The sequence below is a fragment of the Pseudomonas sp. Je.1.5.c genome (assembly GCF_051129895.1).
Lineage (GTDB): Bacteria > Pseudomonadota > Gammaproteobacteria > Pseudomonadales > Pseudomonadaceae > Aquipseudomonas > Aquipseudomonas urmiensis.
The window spans coordinates 20,084-36,691 of sequence record NZ_JBCPSP010000012.1 but is presented as its reverse complement, the minus strand read 5'-3'; the positions used below and the strand labels follow the sequence as shown (position 1 = coordinate 36,691).

At 62.1% G+C, this 16,608-nt stretch carries 18 protein-coding genes; all 18 read left to right on the top strand.

The annotated features are described in order from the left end of the window. The first annotated feature begins 22 nt into the window (after positions 1 to 22). Complete coding sequence (locus AAZU54_RS11715) at positions 23 to 1,237, top strand: IscS subfamily cysteine desulfurase (protein WP_186554090.1); 1,215 nt, start codon at positions 23 to 25, stop codon at positions 1,235 to 1,237. Positions 1,238 to 1,283: 46 nt separating this feature from the next. Next, entirely contained in the window at positions 1,284 to 1,670 is a 387-nt protein-coding gene (gene iscU, locus AAZU54_RS11710) for a Fe-S cluster assembly scaffold IscU (protein ID WP_011532337.1), read from the top strand. Positions 1,671 to 1,714: 44 nt separating this feature from the next. Beyond that, positions 1,715 to 2,038 (top strand): iron-sulfur cluster assembly protein IscA, encoded by a 324-nt coding sequence (gene iscA, locus AAZU54_RS11705; RefSeq protein ID WP_186554089.1) that lies wholly within the window; start codon positions 1,715 to 1,717, stop codon positions 2,036 to 2,038. Positions 2,039 to 2,046: 8 nt separating this feature from the next. Beyond that, positions 2,047 to 2,559, top strand: coding sequence for a co-chaperone HscB (gene hscB / locus AAZU54_RS11700; protein WP_186554088.1), 513 nt, complete (start codon positions 2,047 to 2,049; stop codon positions 2,557 to 2,559). A 41-nt stretch (positions 2,560 to 2,600) separates the two neighbouring features. Continuing rightward, positions 2,601 to 4,463: a Fe-S protein assembly chaperone HscA gene (gene hscA / locus AAZU54_RS11695; protein WP_186554087.1), complete on the top strand. Its 1,863-nt coding sequence runs from the start codon at positions 2,601 to 2,603 to the stop codon at positions 4,461 to 4,463. A 3-nt stretch (positions 4,464 to 4,466) separates the two neighbouring features. Beyond that, the gene (gene fdx / locus AAZU54_RS11690; RefSeq protein WP_186554086.1) at positions 4,467 to 4,808 is read left to right on the top strand and encodes an ISC system 2Fe-2S type ferredoxin; all 342 of its coding nucleotides are present in this window, start codon (positions 4,467 to 4,469) and stop codon (positions 4,806 to 4,808) included. A gap of 14 nt (positions 4,809 to 4,822) precedes the next feature. After that, positions 4,823 to 5,023 (top strand): Fe-S cluster assembly protein IscX, encoded by a 201-nt coding sequence (gene iscX / locus AAZU54_RS11685; protein WP_136916531.1) that lies wholly within the window; start codon positions 4,823 to 4,825, stop codon positions 5,021 to 5,023. 88 nt (positions 5,024 to 5,111) lie between these two features. After that, positions 5,112 to 5,537 (top strand): nucleoside-diphosphate kinase, encoded by a 426-nt coding sequence (gene ndk, locus AAZU54_RS11680; RefSeq protein WP_033701183.1) that lies wholly within the window; start codon positions 5,112 to 5,114, stop codon positions 5,535 to 5,537. A 28-nt stretch (positions 5,538 to 5,565) separates the two neighbouring features. Beyond that, the gene (gene rlmN, locus AAZU54_RS11675; protein ID WP_186554085.1) at positions 5,566 to 6,711 is read left to right on the top strand and encodes a 23S rRNA (adenine(2503)-C(2))-methyltransferase RlmN; all 1,146 of its coding nucleotides are present in this window, start codon (positions 5,566 to 5,568) and stop codon (positions 6,709 to 6,711) included. Between the two features lie 14 nt (positions 6,712 to 6,725). After that, the gene (gene pilW / locus AAZU54_RS11670; RefSeq protein WP_264234817.1) at positions 6,726 to 7,487 is read left to right on the top strand and encodes a type IV pilus biogenesis/stability protein PilW; all 762 of its coding nucleotides are present in this window, start codon (positions 6,726 to 6,728) and stop codon (positions 7,485 to 7,487) included. Beyond that, the gene (locus tag AAZU54_RS11665; protein ID WP_434727183.1) at positions 7,484 to 8,521 is read left to right on the top strand and encodes a RodZ domain-containing protein; all 1,038 of its coding nucleotides are present in this window, start codon (positions 7,484 to 7,486) and stop codon (positions 8,519 to 8,521) included. Before pilW ends, AAZU54_RS11665 begins: the two co-directional genes overlap by 4 nt. A gap of 3 nt (positions 8,522 to 8,524) precedes the next feature. Further along, positions 8,525 to 9,634 (top strand): flavodoxin-dependent (E)-4-hydroxy-3-methylbut-2-enyl-diphosphate synthase, encoded by a 1,110-nt coding sequence (gene ispG / locus AAZU54_RS11660; protein ID WP_186554082.1) that lies wholly within the window; start codon positions 8,525 to 8,527, stop codon positions 9,632 to 9,634. 24 nt (positions 9,635 to 9,658) lie between these two features. After that, a complete protein-coding gene (gene hisS, locus AAZU54_RS11655; RefSeq protein ID WP_425634714.1) occupies positions 9,659 to 10,948 on the top strand; it encodes a histidine--tRNA ligase in 1,290 nt (429 codons plus the stop codon). A 38-nt stretch (positions 10,949 to 10,986) separates the two neighbouring features. Further along, positions 10,987 to 11,628 carry a tetratricopeptide repeat protein gene (locus AAZU54_RS11650; RefSeq protein WP_186554080.1) on the top strand — a complete coding sequence of 214 codons (642 nt, stop codon included), beginning with the start codon at positions 10,987 to 10,989 and terminating at the stop codon, positions 11,626 to 11,628. A gap of 1 nt (position 11,629) precedes the next feature. Then, on the top strand, positions 11,630 to 12,772 hold the full coding sequence (bamB, locus tag AAZU54_RS11645; protein ID WP_186554079.1) for an outer membrane protein assembly factor BamB: 1,143 nt from the start codon (positions 11,630 to 11,632) through the stop codon (positions 12,770 to 12,772). Between the two features lie 116 nt (positions 12,773 to 12,888). Then, entirely contained in the window at positions 12,889 to 14,355 is a 1,467-nt protein-coding gene (gene der, locus AAZU54_RS11640) for a ribosome biogenesis GTPase Der (protein ID WP_434727182.1), read from the top strand. Positions 14,356 to 14,587: 232 nt separating this feature from the next. Next, positions 14,588 to 15,736, top strand: a complete 1,149-nt coding sequence (locus AAZU54_RS11635) for a pyridoxal phosphate-dependent aminotransferase (RefSeq protein ID WP_186554077.1) — start codon at positions 14,588 to 14,590, stop codon at positions 15,734 to 15,736. After that, a complete protein-coding gene (locus tag AAZU54_RS11630) occupies positions 15,724 to 16,515 on the top strand; it encodes an amidohydrolase (protein WP_312151722.1) in 792 nt (263 codons plus the stop codon). Before AAZU54_RS11635 ends, AAZU54_RS11630 begins: the two co-directional genes overlap by 13 nt. Positions 16,516 to 16,608: the final 93 nt, after the last annotated feature.

Here is a 16,608-nt window from a genome sequence, read left to right as displayed (position 1 = left end):
AACGCCTGATAGGAGATACTCAATGAAGTTGCCGATCTACCTCGATTACTCCGCGACCACCCCGGTCGACCCACGTGTGGCCCAGAAGATGGCCGACTGCCTGCTGGTCGACGGAAACTTCGGTAACCCGGCTTCGCGCTCCCACGTGTTCGGCTGGCGCGCCGAGGAAGCGGTCGAGAACGGCCGTCGCCAAGTAGCCGAGCTGATCAACGCCGACCCGCGCGAGATCGTCTGGACCAGCGGTGCTACCGAGTCCGACAACCTGGCGCTGAAGGGTGTTGCGCACTTCTATCAGACCAAGGGCAAGCACATCATCACCTCCAAGATCGAGCACAAGGCGGTCCTGGATACCGCTCGCCAGCTCGAGCGTGAAGGTTTCGAAGTCACCTACCTCGAGCCAGGCGAAGACGGCATCGTCACCCCGGCCCAGGTCGAGGCGGTGCTGCGCGACGACACCATCCTGGTCTCGCTGATGCACGTCAACAACGAAGTCGGCTCGATCAACGACATCGCCGCCATCGGTGAACTGACCCGTTCGCGCGGCGTGCTGTTCCATGTCGACGCCGCCCAGTCGGCTGGCAAGGTCGAAATCGACCTGCAGAAACTCAAGGTCGACCTGATGTCGTTCTCGGCCCACAAGGTCTACGGCCCGAAAGGCATCGGCGCGCTGTACGTCAGCCGCAAGCCACGGGTTCGCCTGGAAGCCATCATTCACGGCGGTGGCCATGAGCGCGGTATGCGTTCGGGCACCCTGCCAACCCACCAGATCGTCGGCATGGGCGAGGCGTTTGCCATTGCCAAGCAGGAAATGGCCAGCGAGAACGTCCGCATCAAGGCCCTGAGCGACCGCTTCTTCAAGCAGGTCTCGGACCTCGAAGAGCTCTACGTCAACGGCAGCCAGACTGCCCGCGTGCCGCACAACCTGAACCTGAGCTTCAACTACGTTGAAGGCGAGTCGCTGCTGATGTCGCTCAAGGACATCGCGGTATCGTCGGGTTCGGCCTGCACCTCCGCTTCGCTCGAGCCGTCTTATGTACTGCGCGCTCTGGGCCGTAACGACGAGCTGGCACACAGCTCGATCCGCTTCTCCTTCGGCCGCTTCACCACTGAAGAAGAAGTCGACTACGCCGCGCAGGAAGTCTGCAAGGCAGTCAACAAGCTGCGTGAGCTCTCGCCGCTGTGGGACATGTACAAAGACGGCGTCGACATCTCCAAGATCGAGTGGGCCGCCCACTAAGCAGTCGCCGGCAAGAGCGGCTCCCTGATGAGGAAGGAATTGCACCATGGCATACAGTGAAAAGGTCATCGACCACTACGAAAACCCGCGCAACGTCGGCAAGATGAACGCCGACGATCCGGATGTCGGCACCGGCATGGTCGGCGCCCCGGCCTGCGGTGACGTGATGCGTCTGCAGATCAAGGTCAACGAGCAGGGCGTCATCGAAGACGCCAAGTTCAAGACCTATGGCTGCGGTTCGGCCATCGCCTCCAGCTCCCTCGCCACCGAGTGGATGAAGGGCAAGACCCTGGACGAAGCCGAAACCATCAAGAACACCCAGCTGGCTGAGGAACTCGCGCTGCCGCCGGTCAAGATCCACTGCTCGGTACTCGCCGAAGACGCCATCAAGGCGGCCGTACGCGACTACAAGCAGAAGAAAGGCTTGATCTGAGTCGCAAGACTCAACGGTAAGCACAGCTAAGCAAAGGAGCTCCGATGGCTATCAGCATGACAGAAGCCGCCGCCAACCACGTGCGGCGTTCCCTCGACGGGCGCGGCAAGGGTGAGGGCATTCGCCTGGCCGTGCGCACCACCGGTTGCTCGGGCCTGGCCTACGTGCTGGAGTTCGTCGACGAAGTGGCGTCTGAAGATCAGGTGTTCGAGAACCACGGCGTGAAGGTCATCATCGACCCAAAAAGCCTGGTCTACCTCGACGGTACCGAGCTCGACTTCGTCAAGGAAGGGTTGAACGAAGGCTTCAAGTTCAACAACCCCAACGTGCGCGGTGAGTGTGGCTGCGGCGAAAGCTTCAATGTCTGAGGCTTGACGTGGGTACTCCTTGCCATTTCGCTCTGTTTGACCTCAAGCCGGGCTTTCGTCTGGACCTCGACAAGCTGGCCGTTCGCTACCGCGAGCTGGCCCGCGAGGTCCATCCGGACCGTTTCGCCGATGCCTCCGAACGTGAACAGCGCATTGCCCTGGAAAACTCGGCAGCGTTGAACGACGCCTACCAGACCCTGCGCAGCGCCCCGCGGCGTGCCCGCTATCTGCTGGCCATCAGTGGCCATGAAGTGCCGCAGGAAGTCACCGTGCATGACCCGGACTTCCTGTTGCAGCAAATGGAGCTGCGTGAGGAGCTCGAAGAGCTGGACGATCTGGACGGTGTCGCGGTGTTCAAGAAGCGCCTCAAGGCTGCCCAAGACACGCTCAACGAGGATTTCGCCGCCTGCTGGGATGATGCTGCGCAGCGTGAACAGGCCGAGCGCCTGATGCGCCGCATGCAGTTCCTCGACAAGCTCGCCCAAGAAGTGCGCCAGTTGGAAGAGCGCCTCGACGATTAACCCGGCGTTGCCGTGACGACGCCTAAGGTATCTAGATAAGCATGGCCCTACTGCAGATCGCCGAACCCGGTCAGAGCCCACAGCCGCACCAGCGCCGCCTGGCGGTGGGGATCGACCTGGGTACCACCAATTCTCTGGTTGCCGCCTTGCGCAGTGGCCTGAGCGAGCCGCTGCCCGACGCGCAGGGCAGTGTCATCCTGCCGTCCGCCGTGCGCTACCTCGATGGCCGCATTGAAGTCGGCCAGGCTGCGCGCGACGCTGCCTCCAGCGACCCGCTCAATACTATCTTGTCGGTCAAGCGCCTGATGGGTCGTGGCCTGGCAGACGTCAAGCAACTTGGCGAACAGCTGCCTTACCGCTTTGTGGGCGGCGAGTCGCATATGCCGTTCATCGACACGGTCCAAGGGCCAAAGAGCCCGGTGGAAGTGTCTGCCGATATCCTCAAGGTGCTGCGCCAGCGTGCTGAGCAGACCCTGGGTGGCGACCTGGTAGGGGCGGTGATTACTGTCCCGGCCTACTTCGACGACGCCCAGCGCCAAGCCACCAAAGATGCCGCCAAACTGGCCGGGCTCAACGTTCTGCGCCTGCTCAACGAGCCGACCGCTGCTGCCGTGGCGTATGGTCTGGACCAAAACGCCGAAGGCGTGGTGGCGATCTTCGATTTGGGTGGCGGTACGTTCGATATTTCTATCCTGCGTCTTACCGCTGGCGTCTTCGAAGTGCTGGCCACTGGGGGCGATACGGCCCTGGGTGGTGACGATTTCGATCATGCGATTGCTGGCTGGATCATCGAGCAGGCGGGTTTGTCCGCTGACCTCGACCCCGCTACCCAGCGCTTGCTGCTGCAGACTGCTTGCGCCGCCAAGGAAGCCCTGACTGACGCCGACGTCGTTAGCGTTCAGCACGGCGCCTGGCAGGGCGAGCTGAGCCGGGCGGCCTTCGAAGCGATGATCGAGCCAATGATCGCCCGCAGCCTCAAGGCTTGCCGGCGCGCCGTGCGCGACAGCGGCATCGAACTCGAAGAGGTCGGGGCGGTGGTCATGGTGGGTGGTTCGACCCGCGTTCCGCGTGTGCGCGAAGCGGTCGGTACGCTATTCGGCCGTACCCCGCTGACGTCGATCGACCCCGATCAGGTGGTCGCCATCGGCGCCGCGATCCAGGCCGATACCTTGGCGGGTAACCGTCGCGAAGGCGGCGAGCTGTTGCTGCTGGACGTCATCCCGCTGTCGCTCGGTCTTGAGACCATGGGCGGCCTGATGGAGAAGGTGATCCCGCGCAATACCACGATCCCTGTGGCCCGCGCGCAAGAGTTCACCACTTATAAAGATGGCCAGTCGGCCATGATGATCCACGTCCTGCAGGGTGAGCGCGAGCTGATCAGCGACTGCCGCTCCCTGGCCCGCTTCGAGTTGCGCGGCATTCCGGCAATGGTGGCGGGCGCGGCGAAAATCCGCGTGACCTTCCAGGTCGACGCCGACGGGCTGCTCAGCGTAGCCGCCCGCGAGCTGGGCTCTGGCGTGGAGTCGAGCATTCAGGTCAAGCCGTCGTACGGCCTGACCGACGGAGAGATCGCCCGCATGCTCAAGGACTCCTTCGAGCACGCAGGTTCCGACAAGCAGGCGCGTCAGCTGCGTGAGCACCAGGTCGACGGCGAACGCCTGCTCGAAGCGGTGCAGGGCGCATTGGACGCCGATGGCGAGCGCCTGCTAAGCGCCGAAGAGCGCGAGGCTATTGCCTTCCAGATGCAACAACTACGTGATTTGCTGGCCGGCACCGATGGCCCTGCCATCGAGCAACAGACCAAAATTCTGTCGCAGGTGACCGATGCATTTGCCGCCCGTCGCCTTGATTCGACGGTCAAAGCCGCACTGGCCGGGCGCAACCTGAATGAGATCGAGGAGTAACCGATGCCCCAGGTGAAATTCCTGCCGCACGAGAAGTTCTGCCCGGAGGGCCTGGTGGTCGAGGTGCCGGCTGGCACCAACATCCTCGAGCTGGCTCACGAGCACCATATCGAGATGGAAAGCGCCTGCGGCGGCGTCAAGGCCTGCACCACCTGCCACTGCATCGTGCGCCAGGGCTTCGACTCGCTGGAAGAAGCCGACGAGCTCGAAGAAGACATGCTGGACAAGGCCTGGGGCCTGGAAGCACAGTCGCGCCTGGGTTGCCAGGTAGTGGTCGGTGATGAAGACCTGACCATCGAAATCCCCAAATATTCGCTCAACCACGCCGCTGAAGCGCCGCACTGAGTCTGGAGGCTGGCATGAGTCTGAAATGGGTTGATGTACTTGAGATCGCCATCCAGCTTGCAGAAAGCAAGCCTGAGGTCGATCCTCGTTATGTAAATTTCGTCGATCTGCACCGTTGGGTACTGGCCCTGCCAGAATTTAGCGACGATCCGTCACGCGGCGGTGAGAAAGTGCTCGAGGCCATCCAGGCGGCTTGGATCGAAGAAGCCGACTGAGCGTTATCTGCAGGTTAGGCAATCCCCTGGAACCCGCGTATAATTCGCGGGTTTAATTTTTCGCAACACTCAATTTTCTGGAGTTACCATGGCTGTTCAACGTACTTTCTCGATCATCAAGCCTGACGCAGTTGCCAAGAACGTCATCGGCAAGATCACCACTCGCTTCGAAGACGCTGGCCTGAAAATCGTTGCTTCGAAAATCAAGCAACTGTCCAAAGCCGAAGCTGAAGGCTTCTACGCTGAGCACAGCGAGCGCGGTTTCTTCGGTGATCTGGTTGCCTTCATGACTTCCGGTCCAGTTGTCGTTCAGGTTCTGGAAGGCGAAAACGCCATCGCTCTGAACCGCGAGCTGATGGGCGCTACCAACCCTAAAGAAGCTGCTGCCGGCACCATCCGTGCTGACTTCGCTGAGTCGATCGACGCCAACGCCGTTCACGGTTCGGACTCCGAAGCTGCCGCTGCTCGCGAAATCGCTTACTTCTTCGCTGCTACCGAGGTAACCACTCGCTAAGCGAAAGCTTACGGGTGAGGGTGAATCCATGACGACATCTACTGGCAAAATCAACCTGTTGGGTCTGACCCAGCCGGAAATGGAACAGTTCTTCGACTCGATTGGGGAGAAGCGCTTCCGTGCCGGTCAAGTAATGAAATGGATTCACCATTTTGGCGTCGATGATTTCGCCGCCATGACCAATGTCGGCAAGGCCTTGCGCGAAAAGCTCGAGGCTGTTGCCGAGATTCGGCCTCCGGAAGTGGTCAGTGAAGACATTTCCGCCGACGGCACCCGTAAATGGGTGATCCGCGTTGCCTCCGGCAGCTGCGTCGAGACCGTCTACATCCCCACCGACGACCGCGGTACCCTCTGCGTTTCGTCCCAAGCCGGCTGCGCCCTGGACTGCAGTTTCTGCTCCACCGGCAAGCAAGGCTTCAATAGCAACCTCACCGCCGCCGAAGTCATTGGCCAGGTGTGGCTTGCGAACAAATCCTTCGGAACCGTCCCGGCCAAAGTCGACCGCGCCATTACCAACGTGGTGATGATGGGCATGGGCGAGCCGTTGCTCAATTTCGACAATGTCATCGCCGCCATGAAGATCATGATGGATGATCTGGGCTATGGCATTTCCAAGCGTCGCGTCACCTTGTCGACTTCCGGCGTTGTGCCGATGATCGACGAACTGGCCAAGCACATCGACGTTTCCCTGGCGCTGTCGCTGCACGCGCCGAACGACGAACTGCGTAACAAGTTGGTACCGATCAACAAGAAGTACCCGCTCAAGGTGCTGCTCGAGTCGTGCATGGGCTACATGGCCACCCTGGGTGGCAAGCGCGTACTGACCGTCGAGTACACCCTGCTCAAGGACGTCAACGACCAGCCGGAACACGCGGCGCAGATGATCGAACTGCTGCGCGATGTGCCGTGCAAGATCAACCTGATCCCGTTCAACCCATTCCCGCATTCCGGTTACGAGCGGCCGAGCAACAATGCCATCCGCCGCTTCCAGGACATGCTCCATCACGGTGGTTTCAACGTCACCACCCGCACCACCCGTGGCGAAGATATCGACGCCGCCTGTGGTCAGCTGGTTGGCCAGGTGATGGACCGCACCCGCCGCAGTGAGCGCTACATTGCCGTGCGTCAGCTCAACGACGACGTACAGACGCAAGATAGCGCCGCGCGCCACTGACCGAGAACCTGCCAATGACCCTGCGCGCCGCGCTGTCGATCCTGACACTGTTGCTGCTGGCCGGCTGCGTGTCCGGCGGCGCCGGCGATCCGCTGGCCAGCCGTCAGGGTCGGGTCGAGGCGGGGCGGGCTTATGTACAGTTGGGCCTGGGTTATTTGCAACAAGGTTTGACCGAGCAGGCCAAGGCGCCGCTGGCCAAAGCCCTGGCCCTGAATGACCGCGATGCCGACGCCCATGCCGCACTGGCCTTGGTGTTCCAGGCGCAAGGCGAACCCGCCCTGGCCGAGGAGCATTTTCGCCAGGCCTTGGCGCAGCGCGCCAATGACACGCGGATTCGCAACAACTACGGCAGTTTCCTATATGCTCAGGGGCGTTTTAGTCAGGCCGAGCAGGTCTTTCGCCAGGCCGGCGCCGATACCCTGTATCCTGAGCGCTCGCGAGTCTTTGAAAACCTTGGCCTGACCGCCATGAAGCTAGGGCGTCCAGAGCAAGCGCGCGAGTATTTGGAAAAAGCCCTGCAACTCAACCCACGGCAACCCAGGGCGTTGCTGGAAATGGCTGAGTTGTCCTACGAAAACAGGCATTATGTGCCGGCCCGTGATTACTACGATCGTTTCAGCCAGCTGAGCGACCCGCAAGCCCGCAGCCTGCTGCTGGGTAGCCGCCTGGCGCGGGTGTTCGCTGAACCGGCCGTGGTGGCTGAACTGGGCCAGCAATTACAACGACTTTATCCCGGTACGCCGGAATATCAGCAATACCTGTCGGAGCAACGATGAAAGCCGCTCATCCCGAAGTAGCAGCAGCGTCTCACCAGCACCCCGGTGAGATCTTGCGCCAGGCCCGCGAAAACCGCGATTGGTCGCAAGCCGAGGTAGCCCGCAAGCTCAACCTGACCTTGAGTTCGCTGAACAACCTGGAATCCGGCGCCTTCGACAAGCTGCCAGGGCATACCTTCGCCCGTGGTTACATCCGTGCCTATGCCAAGCTGATGGACATGGACCAAGCCCCGCTGGTGGCCGCCTTCGACCAGATCACCGGTACCCATGCCCAAGGCAGCCAAGTGCATGCGCTGGGCCGTATCGAAGAGCCGGTGCGCTTATCGCACAACATCCTGCGCGGTGTCAGTCTGTTGTTGCTGGTGGCCGTGGTCGGCGGTGGCTTTTTCTGGTGGCAAGACCAGACCAGCCTGCGCGGCAAGGACTTGGCCAAGATCGCCCTGGAGCACGTTGAAGTCGAAAGCGCCGACGGCACCACGCAGATTCACCCGTTGGACGAGCCAGAAGACCAAGCCGTCAGCGAAGGCCAGCAGCCGCAAACCGAGCCATTGGCGCTAGAGCAGGCACCTGCTGGCGAGACCAGCGGCTCCGCCAATGAAGAAGCTACTGCGCCGGCCACGCCCGCGGCTGCTGCCAGCACCCCAGCGCCGGCAGCCCCGGCCGCTGCGGCACAGTCTCCTGCAGCTGCACCAGTGGCACCGGTCGCGCCAGTAGCGCCAGTAGCAGCAGCTGCTACCCCGGCCGCCAGCGTGCCGGCTAGCGCCGCCGAACCTGCCGCCCCGGCCCCAGCCGGCAGCGCCAAGGTTGCAATTCAATTCACCGCCGATTGCTGGACTCAAGTCTCCGACGGCAACGGCAAGGTGCTGTTCAGCGCCATCAAGCGCAAGGGTGACAGCCTGGAACTGACCGGCAAGCCGCCGTTCGCGGTACGCCTGGGCTTTGCCCGTGGCGCCCAGGTCAGCTACAACGGCCAGGCCGTCGACGTTGCACCGTTCACCAGTGGCGAAACCGCTCGCCTGAAGTTGGGACAGTAAGTCATGCACGGCGAATCTCCGATCAAACGTCGCGAATCCCGGAAAATCTGGGTCGGCAATGTGCCGGTGGGCGGCGATGCGCCCATCGCGGTGCAGAGCATGACCAACACCGACACCAATGACGTCGCCGCCACGGTCGGGCAGATCCAGCGCCTGGTCGATGCTGGCGTCGACATCGTCCGTGTCTCGGTACCGGACATGGACGCCGCCGAAGCCTTCGGCCGTATCAAGCAGCTGGTCAGCGTGCCGCTGGTGGCCGATATCCACTTCGACTACAAGATCGCCCTGCGTGTGGCTGAACTGGGTGTCGACTGCCTGCGCATCAACCCTGGCAACATCGGCCGCGAAGACCGCGTACGCGCGGTGGTCGATGCTGCGCGTGATCGTGGTATCCCGATCCGCATCGGCGTCAACGCCGGCTCCCTGGAAAAGGACCTGCAGAAGAAGTACGGCGAACCGACCCCAGCCGCGCTGGTCGAGTCGGCGTTGCGCCATGTCGAGCACCTCGACCGCCTGGATTTCCAGGACTACAAGGTCAGCGTCAAGGCATCCGACGTGTTCATGGCTGTCGAAGCCTACCGCCAGCTGGCCCGGCAGATCGTCCAACCGCTGCACCTGGGCATCACCGAAGCCGGTGGCCTGCGTTCGGGGACAGTGAAATCCGCCGTCGGCATCGGTATGCTGCTGGCCGAAGGCATTGGCGATACGATTCGTATTTCCCTGGCCGCAGACCCCGTTGAAGAAGTGAAGGTCGGCTACGACATCCTCAAGTCGCTGCACCTGCGTTCGCGTGGCATCAACTTCATCGCCTGCCCGAGCTGTTCGCGGCAGAACTTCGATGTGGTCAAGACCATGAACGAGCTGGAAACGCGCCTGGAAGACCTGCTGGTGCCGTTGGATGTGGCGGTGATCGGCTGCGTGGTCAACGGCCCGGGTGAAGCCAAGGAGTCGCATGTGGGCCTGACCGGCGGTACGCCGAACCTGGTCTACATCGACGGCAAGCCCGCGCAGAAGCTGAACAATGACAACCTGGTCGATGAACTGGAAAAGCTCATCCGCCAGAAAGCGGCCGAAAAGGTCGAGGCCGATGCGGCGCTGATCGCCCGTGGCTGAAACACAGATTGGTAAGGACTTTTCGTGAGCAAATCGCTGCAAGCCATCCGTGGCATGAACGACATCCTGCCTGAGCAGTCGCCGCTGTGGCGCTACTTCGAGGGCACCGTGGCCGGCCTGCTGGACGGTTACGGCTACAGCCAGATCCGCACGCCGATCGTCGAGTTCACCGAGCTGTTCAAGCGCTCGATCGGTGAAGTCACCGACATCGTCGAAAAAGAGATGTACACTTTCGAGGACCGCAACGGCGATTCGCTGACCCTGCGTCCTGAAGGCACCGCGGCCTGCGTACGTGCAGTGCTCGAGCATGGCATCACGGGCAATGGCCAAGTGCAGAAGCTTTGGTACATCGGCCAGATGTTCCGCCACGAGCGTCCGCAGAAAGGCCGCTACCGCCAGTTCCACCAGATCGGCGTGGAAGTGTTCAACCTCGACGGTCCGGACATCGACGCCGAGCTGATCATGCTCACCTGGCGCCTGTGGGGCCAATTGGGCATCCAGGACGCGGTCAAGCTTGAACTCAATAGCCTGGGTACCAGCGAAGCCCGTGCCCGCTACCGTGACGCGCTGGTCGAGTTCCTCTCGGCGCGCCTGGAGCAGCTCGACGAAGACAGCCAGCGCCGCCTTAAAAGCAACCCGCTGCGCATCCTCGACAGCAAGGACCAAGGCACCCAAGCGGTGCTGGTCGGTGCGCCGAAGCTGGAAGATTACCTGGACGAAGAATCGCGCCTGCACTTCGAGGGCCTCAAGGCCCGCCTGGACGCTGCCGGTATTCCGTTCGTGATCAACACCAAGCTGGTGCGTGGCCTGGACTACTACAGCAAGACCGTGTTCGAGTGGGTCACCGACAAGCTCGGCGCCCAGGGCACTGTCTGTGCCGGTGGTCGCTACGATGGCCTGGTCGAGCAGATGGGCGGCAAGCCGACCCCGGGTGTGGGCTTTGCCATGGGTATCGAACGCTTGATCCTACTGCTCGAGACACTGGGCAAGGTGCCCGAGTCGATCAGCCGCCAGATCGACCTGTACCTGTGCGCCTTTGGCGAGCAGGCGGAGCTGGCGGGCCTGAAGCTCTCCGAAACCCTGCGTGACCAAGTGCCCGGCCTGCGCCTGGCGGTCAACGCCGGTGGCGGCAGCTTCAAGAGCCAGTTCAAGAAAGCCGACAAGAGCGGCGCGCTGTTCGCCCTGATCATGGGTGACGACGAACTGGCGCAACAAGTGGTAGGTTTCAAGCCCCTGCGTGGCCAGGGCGAACAACAGAACATTGCCTGGGGTGCTCTGGCCGAGCACCTGCAAGCTGCTCTCGCGCAAGCGTAAGCAGTCAAACAGCCGAATTGCTGAATAGGAGTATTGGGGTGTCGAGTACCGATGATGATGGCCTGGTTGCGGTCAAGGACTGGTGGGACCGCAACGGCAAGCCGCTGCTGACCGGCGCCCTGCTGGCTGCTGCCTTGGTAATGGGCTGGCAGGCCTGGCACAAGTACCAGAATAACCAGTCGCAGGGCGCGTCTGTGTTGTACCAGAACCTGCTGGAAACCAGCCTGACGCCAACTGGCCAACCTGATGCGGCCAAGGTCGCGGAACTGGCCGGCAAGCTCAAGAGCGAATTCGCTGGCACCGCCTATGCCCAATACGGCAGCCTGTTCGTGGCTAAAGTGGCGGTCGATAGCGGTAAGCTCGACGATGCTGCCAGCGAACTCAAGAGCGTGCTGGACAAACCGGCCGATGCCACCCTGGGCGAAATAGCGCGCCAGCGTCTGGCGCGTGTCCTGGCTGCCCAGGACAAGGCTGAAGACGCCCTCAAGCTGCTTGACGGCGATGCTGACAAAGCCTTCCAGGCCAGCCGCGAAGAGCTCAAGGGCGACCTGCTGGTACAGCTCGGTCGTGCCGGTGACGCCCACAATGCATACGAAAAAGCCAAGGCCGCGCTGTCTGATGAAGCAGCGGTCGGTGGCCTGCAACTGAAGCTGGACGACCTGGCCAAAGGGGACGCTTGACGTGATCGGTTGGAAACAAGCAGCAGTGCTGACCCTGGCCGTACTGGCCGCGGGTTGCAGCAGCAACAGCAAGAAGGAACTGCCTCCGGCCGAGCTGACCAAGTTCACCGAAGAAGTGGTGCTCAAGAAGCAGTGGAGCCGTTCGATCGGTGACGGTCAGGGTGAGACCTACAACACCCTGGTCCCGGCCATCGAGAACGATCGTATCTACGCCTCTGACGTCAACGGCTTGGTGATGGCCCTGGACCGCGTCAACGGCGACGTTGTGTGGAAGAAGGATCTGGAGCTGCCGGTTTCCGGCGCTGTCGGCGTAGGCTACGGCCTGGTCATGCTCGGCACCCTCAAAGGTGAAGTGATAGCCCTGGACAGCAGCACCGGTGAGGAGCGCTGGCGCTCCCGCGTCACCAGTGAAGTGCTGGCGCCGCCTGCCAACAACGGTGACGTTGTGGTGGTGCAGACCCAGGACGACCGCCTGATCGGCCTCGATGCCGCCACGGGTGATCGTCGCTGGATTTACGAAAGCACCCCGGCGGTACTGACCCTGCGTGGTACCGGTGCACCGATCGTGACCAATCGCCTGGCCATCGCTGGCCTGTCGACCGGTAAGGTCATTGCCGTGGATACCCAGAACGGCGTGCCTGTGTGGGAAAGCCGCGTAGCCATCCCGCAAGGCCGTTCGGAGCTGGACCGGGTAGTGGATATCGACGGCGGTCTGCTGCTGTCTGGTGGTACCCTGTACGTCAGCACCTACCAGGGCCGCGTTGCGGGCCTGGATCTGGAAAGCGGCCGGGTACTGTGGCAGCGTGATGCCTCCAGCTACGTGGGTGTCGCCCAGGGCTTTGGCAACGTTTACGTCAGCGAGGCCTCGGGTACCGTAGAAGGCGTTGACGAGCGCTCCTCCAGCGCCCTGTGGAGCAACGATTCCATGGCTCGCCGTCAGCTGTCGGCGCCGGAAGTGTTCTCCAGCTACGTCGCTGTCGGTGACTTCGAAGGCTACCTGCACCTGCTCAGCCAGGTCGATGGTCGCTTCGTTGGCCGTGAGCGTATCGACAGTGATGGTCTGCGCGCCCGCCCTCTGGTGGTCGGTGACACCATCTATGTCTTCGGCAACAGCGGCAAGCTCCAGGCACTGACCATCCGCTGAAGCTATGCTTGAGGCCTTGCCGGCCTCGAGCCGCGGCGCACGAAGCGCCGCACGAACTCCGGCCGCTGCTTCGCAGCGGCCTTTGCATTTTCAAGAATTCACGAGTGGAGAGCCGTATGGTTCCCGTAATCGCCCTGGTGGGGCGGCCGAACGTCGGCAAGTCCACCATGTTCAACCGTTTGACCAAAACCCGTGACGCCATCGTTGGCGACCTGTCGGGCCTGACCCGTGACCGCCAGTATGGCGACGCCATGTGGCAGGGTCGTTCGTACATCCTGATCGACACCGGTGGTATCACCGGTGATGAAGTCGGCATGGACGAGAAGATGGCCGAGCAGTCGCTGATGGCCATCGAAGAAGCCGATTATGTGCTGTTCCTGGTCGACGCCCGTGCTGGCATGACAGCCGCTGACCAGATGATTGCCGAGCACCTGCGCAAGCGCAACAAGTCGGCCATCCTGGTTGCCAACAAGATCGACAACATCGATGCCGATGTGGCCCGCGCCGAGTTCTCGCCGCTGGGCATGGGCAATGCGATTCCGGTGGCCGGCTCCCAGGGCCGTGGCATCAACGCCCTGATGGAGTCTGTGCTCGGCCATATTCCGCGTGACCAGGAAGAGGAAGCGCTCGCCCAGGACGTGGCGCAAGGCGAAGAGGCCGTGCGCATCCCTGGCCCAAGCGAGAAGGATGGCATCAAGATCGCCATCATCGGCCGCCCTAACGTCGGCAAGTCGACCCTGGTCAACCGCATGCTCGGCGAGGAGCGTGTGGTGGTCTACGACCAGCCGGGCACCACCCGCGACAGTATCTACATCCCGTTCGAGCGCGATGGCGAGAAGTACACCTTCATTGACACCGCCGGGGTGCGTAAGCGCGGCAAGATCCATGAAGAAGTCGAGAAGTTCTCGGTGGTCAAGACGCTGCAGGCGATCAAGGACGCCAACGTGGTGATCTTCGTCATGGACGCCCGCGAAGGGGTGGTCGACCACGACCTGAACCTGCTGGGCTTTGCCCTGGAAGCTGGTCGCGCCATCGTCATCGCCCTGAACAAGTGGGATGGCATGCAGCCGGGCGAGCGTGACTACGTCAAGACCGAGCTTGAGCGCCGGCTGTTCTTCGTCGACTTCGCCGATATTCACTTCATCTCCGCGCTGCATGGCACGGGCGTGGGCAACCTGTACAAGTCGGTGCAGGCCGCGTTCAAGTCGGCGGTCACCCGTTGGCCGACCAGCCGCCTGACCCAAATCCTTGAAGACGCGGTCAGCGAGCACCAGCCGCCGCTGGTCAATGGTCGTCGGATCAAGCTGCGTTATGCCCACCTCGGTGGTGCCAACCCGCCGCTGATCGTCATCCACGGCAACCAGACCGACAAGATCCCGCGCTCGTACTCGCGTTACCTGGAAAACACCTATCGCCGGGTGCTCAAGCTGGTCGGTACGCCGATTCGCATCGAGTACAAGGGTGGCGAGAACCCGTACGAGGGTAACAAGAACACCCTCACCGACCGCCAGGTCAACAAGAAGCGCCGCTTGATGTCGCACCACAAGAAGGCCGAGAAGAAGCGCAAGGACAAGCGTAAGTAAGCTCGTTTCGCGTAATTGGGGCCGCTTTGCGGCCCATCGCAGGCTTGCTCCAGCTCCCACGGATACTGCCCAATCTAGAAATGTGCGCGGTAACTGTCGGAGCTTGCGCAGCCTGCGGCCTCGCTATTGATCTCGCGCAATTCCCTTATTGTTTCAACCTTTTTCCTGACTGCTCGATCCGCTATGCTCGGACTCCATCCCGTGCCGGATACACCCCAGGAAAGAGGGCTTCATGATCCGCAGCAAACTGCCGAACGTCGGCACGACCATCTTCACCACCATGTCGCAACTGGCTGTCCAGACCGGTGCGCTGAACCTTTCCCAAGGCTTCCCTGACTTCAACGGCCCGCAGGCGCTGCTCGATGCCGTTGGTCGGCACGTGGCCGCCGGCCACAACCAGTACGCGCCGATGACCGGCCTGCCAGCGCTGCGCCAGCAGGTAGCAGCCAAGGTTGCCCGGCTGTACGGGGTAAAAGTCGATGCCGATCAGGAAGTGACCATCACCCCCGGCGCCACCGAGGCGATCTTCTGCGCTATCCAGGCGGTGATCCAGGCCGGTGACGAAGTGATCGTGTTCGACCCTGCCTACGACAGCTACGAGCCTTCGGTGGAGCTGGCTGGCGGACGTTGCATCCACGTTCAGCTCAGTGATGGCGATTTTCGTATCGACTGGCAGAAGTTCAGCGACGCACTGAGCCCGCGCACACGCATGGTCATCCTCAACTCGCCGCACAACCCCAGCGGCGCGCTGATCAGTCGCGAAGACCTCGACCAACTGGCCCAGCTGATTGCCGAGCGCGACATCTACCTGGTCAGCGATGAGGTGTATGAACACCTGATCTACGATGGCGTACGCCATGCCAGTGTCCTGGCCCACGAGCAGCTCTATGCGCGCGCGTTCGTCATCAGCTCGTTCGGCAAGACCTACCATGTTACCGGTTGGAAGACCGGCTACGTGATCGCCCCGCCAGCATTGAGCGCCGAGCTGCGCAAGGTCCACCAGTACGTCAACTTCTGTGGGGTAACGCCCCTGCAATGCGCGCTGGCTGACTTCATGGCCGAGCACCCTGAGCATATCGATGAATTGCCAGGCTTCTACCAGGCCAAACGCGACATGTTCTGCAACCTATTGCAGGCCTCGCGTTTCAGCTTTACCCGTACCCCGGGTACTTATTTCCAGCTGGTGGACTATTCGCAGATCCGCCCGGACCTGAACGACGTCGACATGGCCCTGTGGCTGACCCGTGAGCACGGCGTTGCGACCATTCCGGTGTCGGTGTTCTACCAGCGACCTATCCCCGAGCAACGCCTGGTGCGCCTGTGCTTTGCCAAACGTGAGGAGACGCTGCGACAGGCGGCGGAAAAACTATGCGCGATCTGACTGCATTGCCCAATCTGAACATCGCCCTGGTGCAGACCAACCTGGCCTGGCACGACCGCGAAGCCAACTATGCACATTTCGAGGTGTTGCTGGAGCAGGCGCGTGGCGCCGACCTGGTGATCCTGCCGGAGATGTTTACCACGGGTTTTTCCATGGAGTCCGAGGCCCTGGCCGAGCCTGAACACGGCCCGACCTACAAGTGGCTCAAGGCCCAGGCGAAGAAAATCGAGGCGGTGATCACCGGCAGTGTGATCATCCAGGCTGCCGATGGCAGCCACCGCAACCGACTGCTGTGGGCGCGCCCGGATGGCGAGATCCTGCATTACGACAAGCGCCATCTGTTCCGTATGGCAGGGGAGCACAAGCACTACACCCCGGGTGAACGTCAGGTGCAGTTCGAGCTCAAGGGCTGGCGGATTCGCCCGCTGATCTGCTACGACCTGCGCTTCCCAGTGTGGAGCCGCGATGCCCAGGATACCGACCTGTTGCTGTACACCGCGAACTGGCCGGCAGCGCGGCGCCAGCATTGGAACCGACTGTTGCCGGCGCGCGGGATCGAGAACCTGTGCTATGTGGCGGCGGTGAACCGGGTAGGCACCGATGGCAAGGGCTTTGCCTATTCCGGGGACAGTCAGGTGCTCGACTTCCAGGGTGAGAGCCTGATGAACGCCGGGGAGGCGGATGGGGTGTTTCCCGTGGTACTGCGCGCGGCGGATCTGGCGGCCTATCGCACGCGTTTTCCGGCGAACCTGGATGCCGATACCTTCGAATTGCATTGATTGAACGTATGTTTCGACAGCGCCGGCTCTATCACGGGGCATGCCGGAGCGGCGAACCGCCGCTCCGGCACGACCTGCTCGATCGTAGGAGCG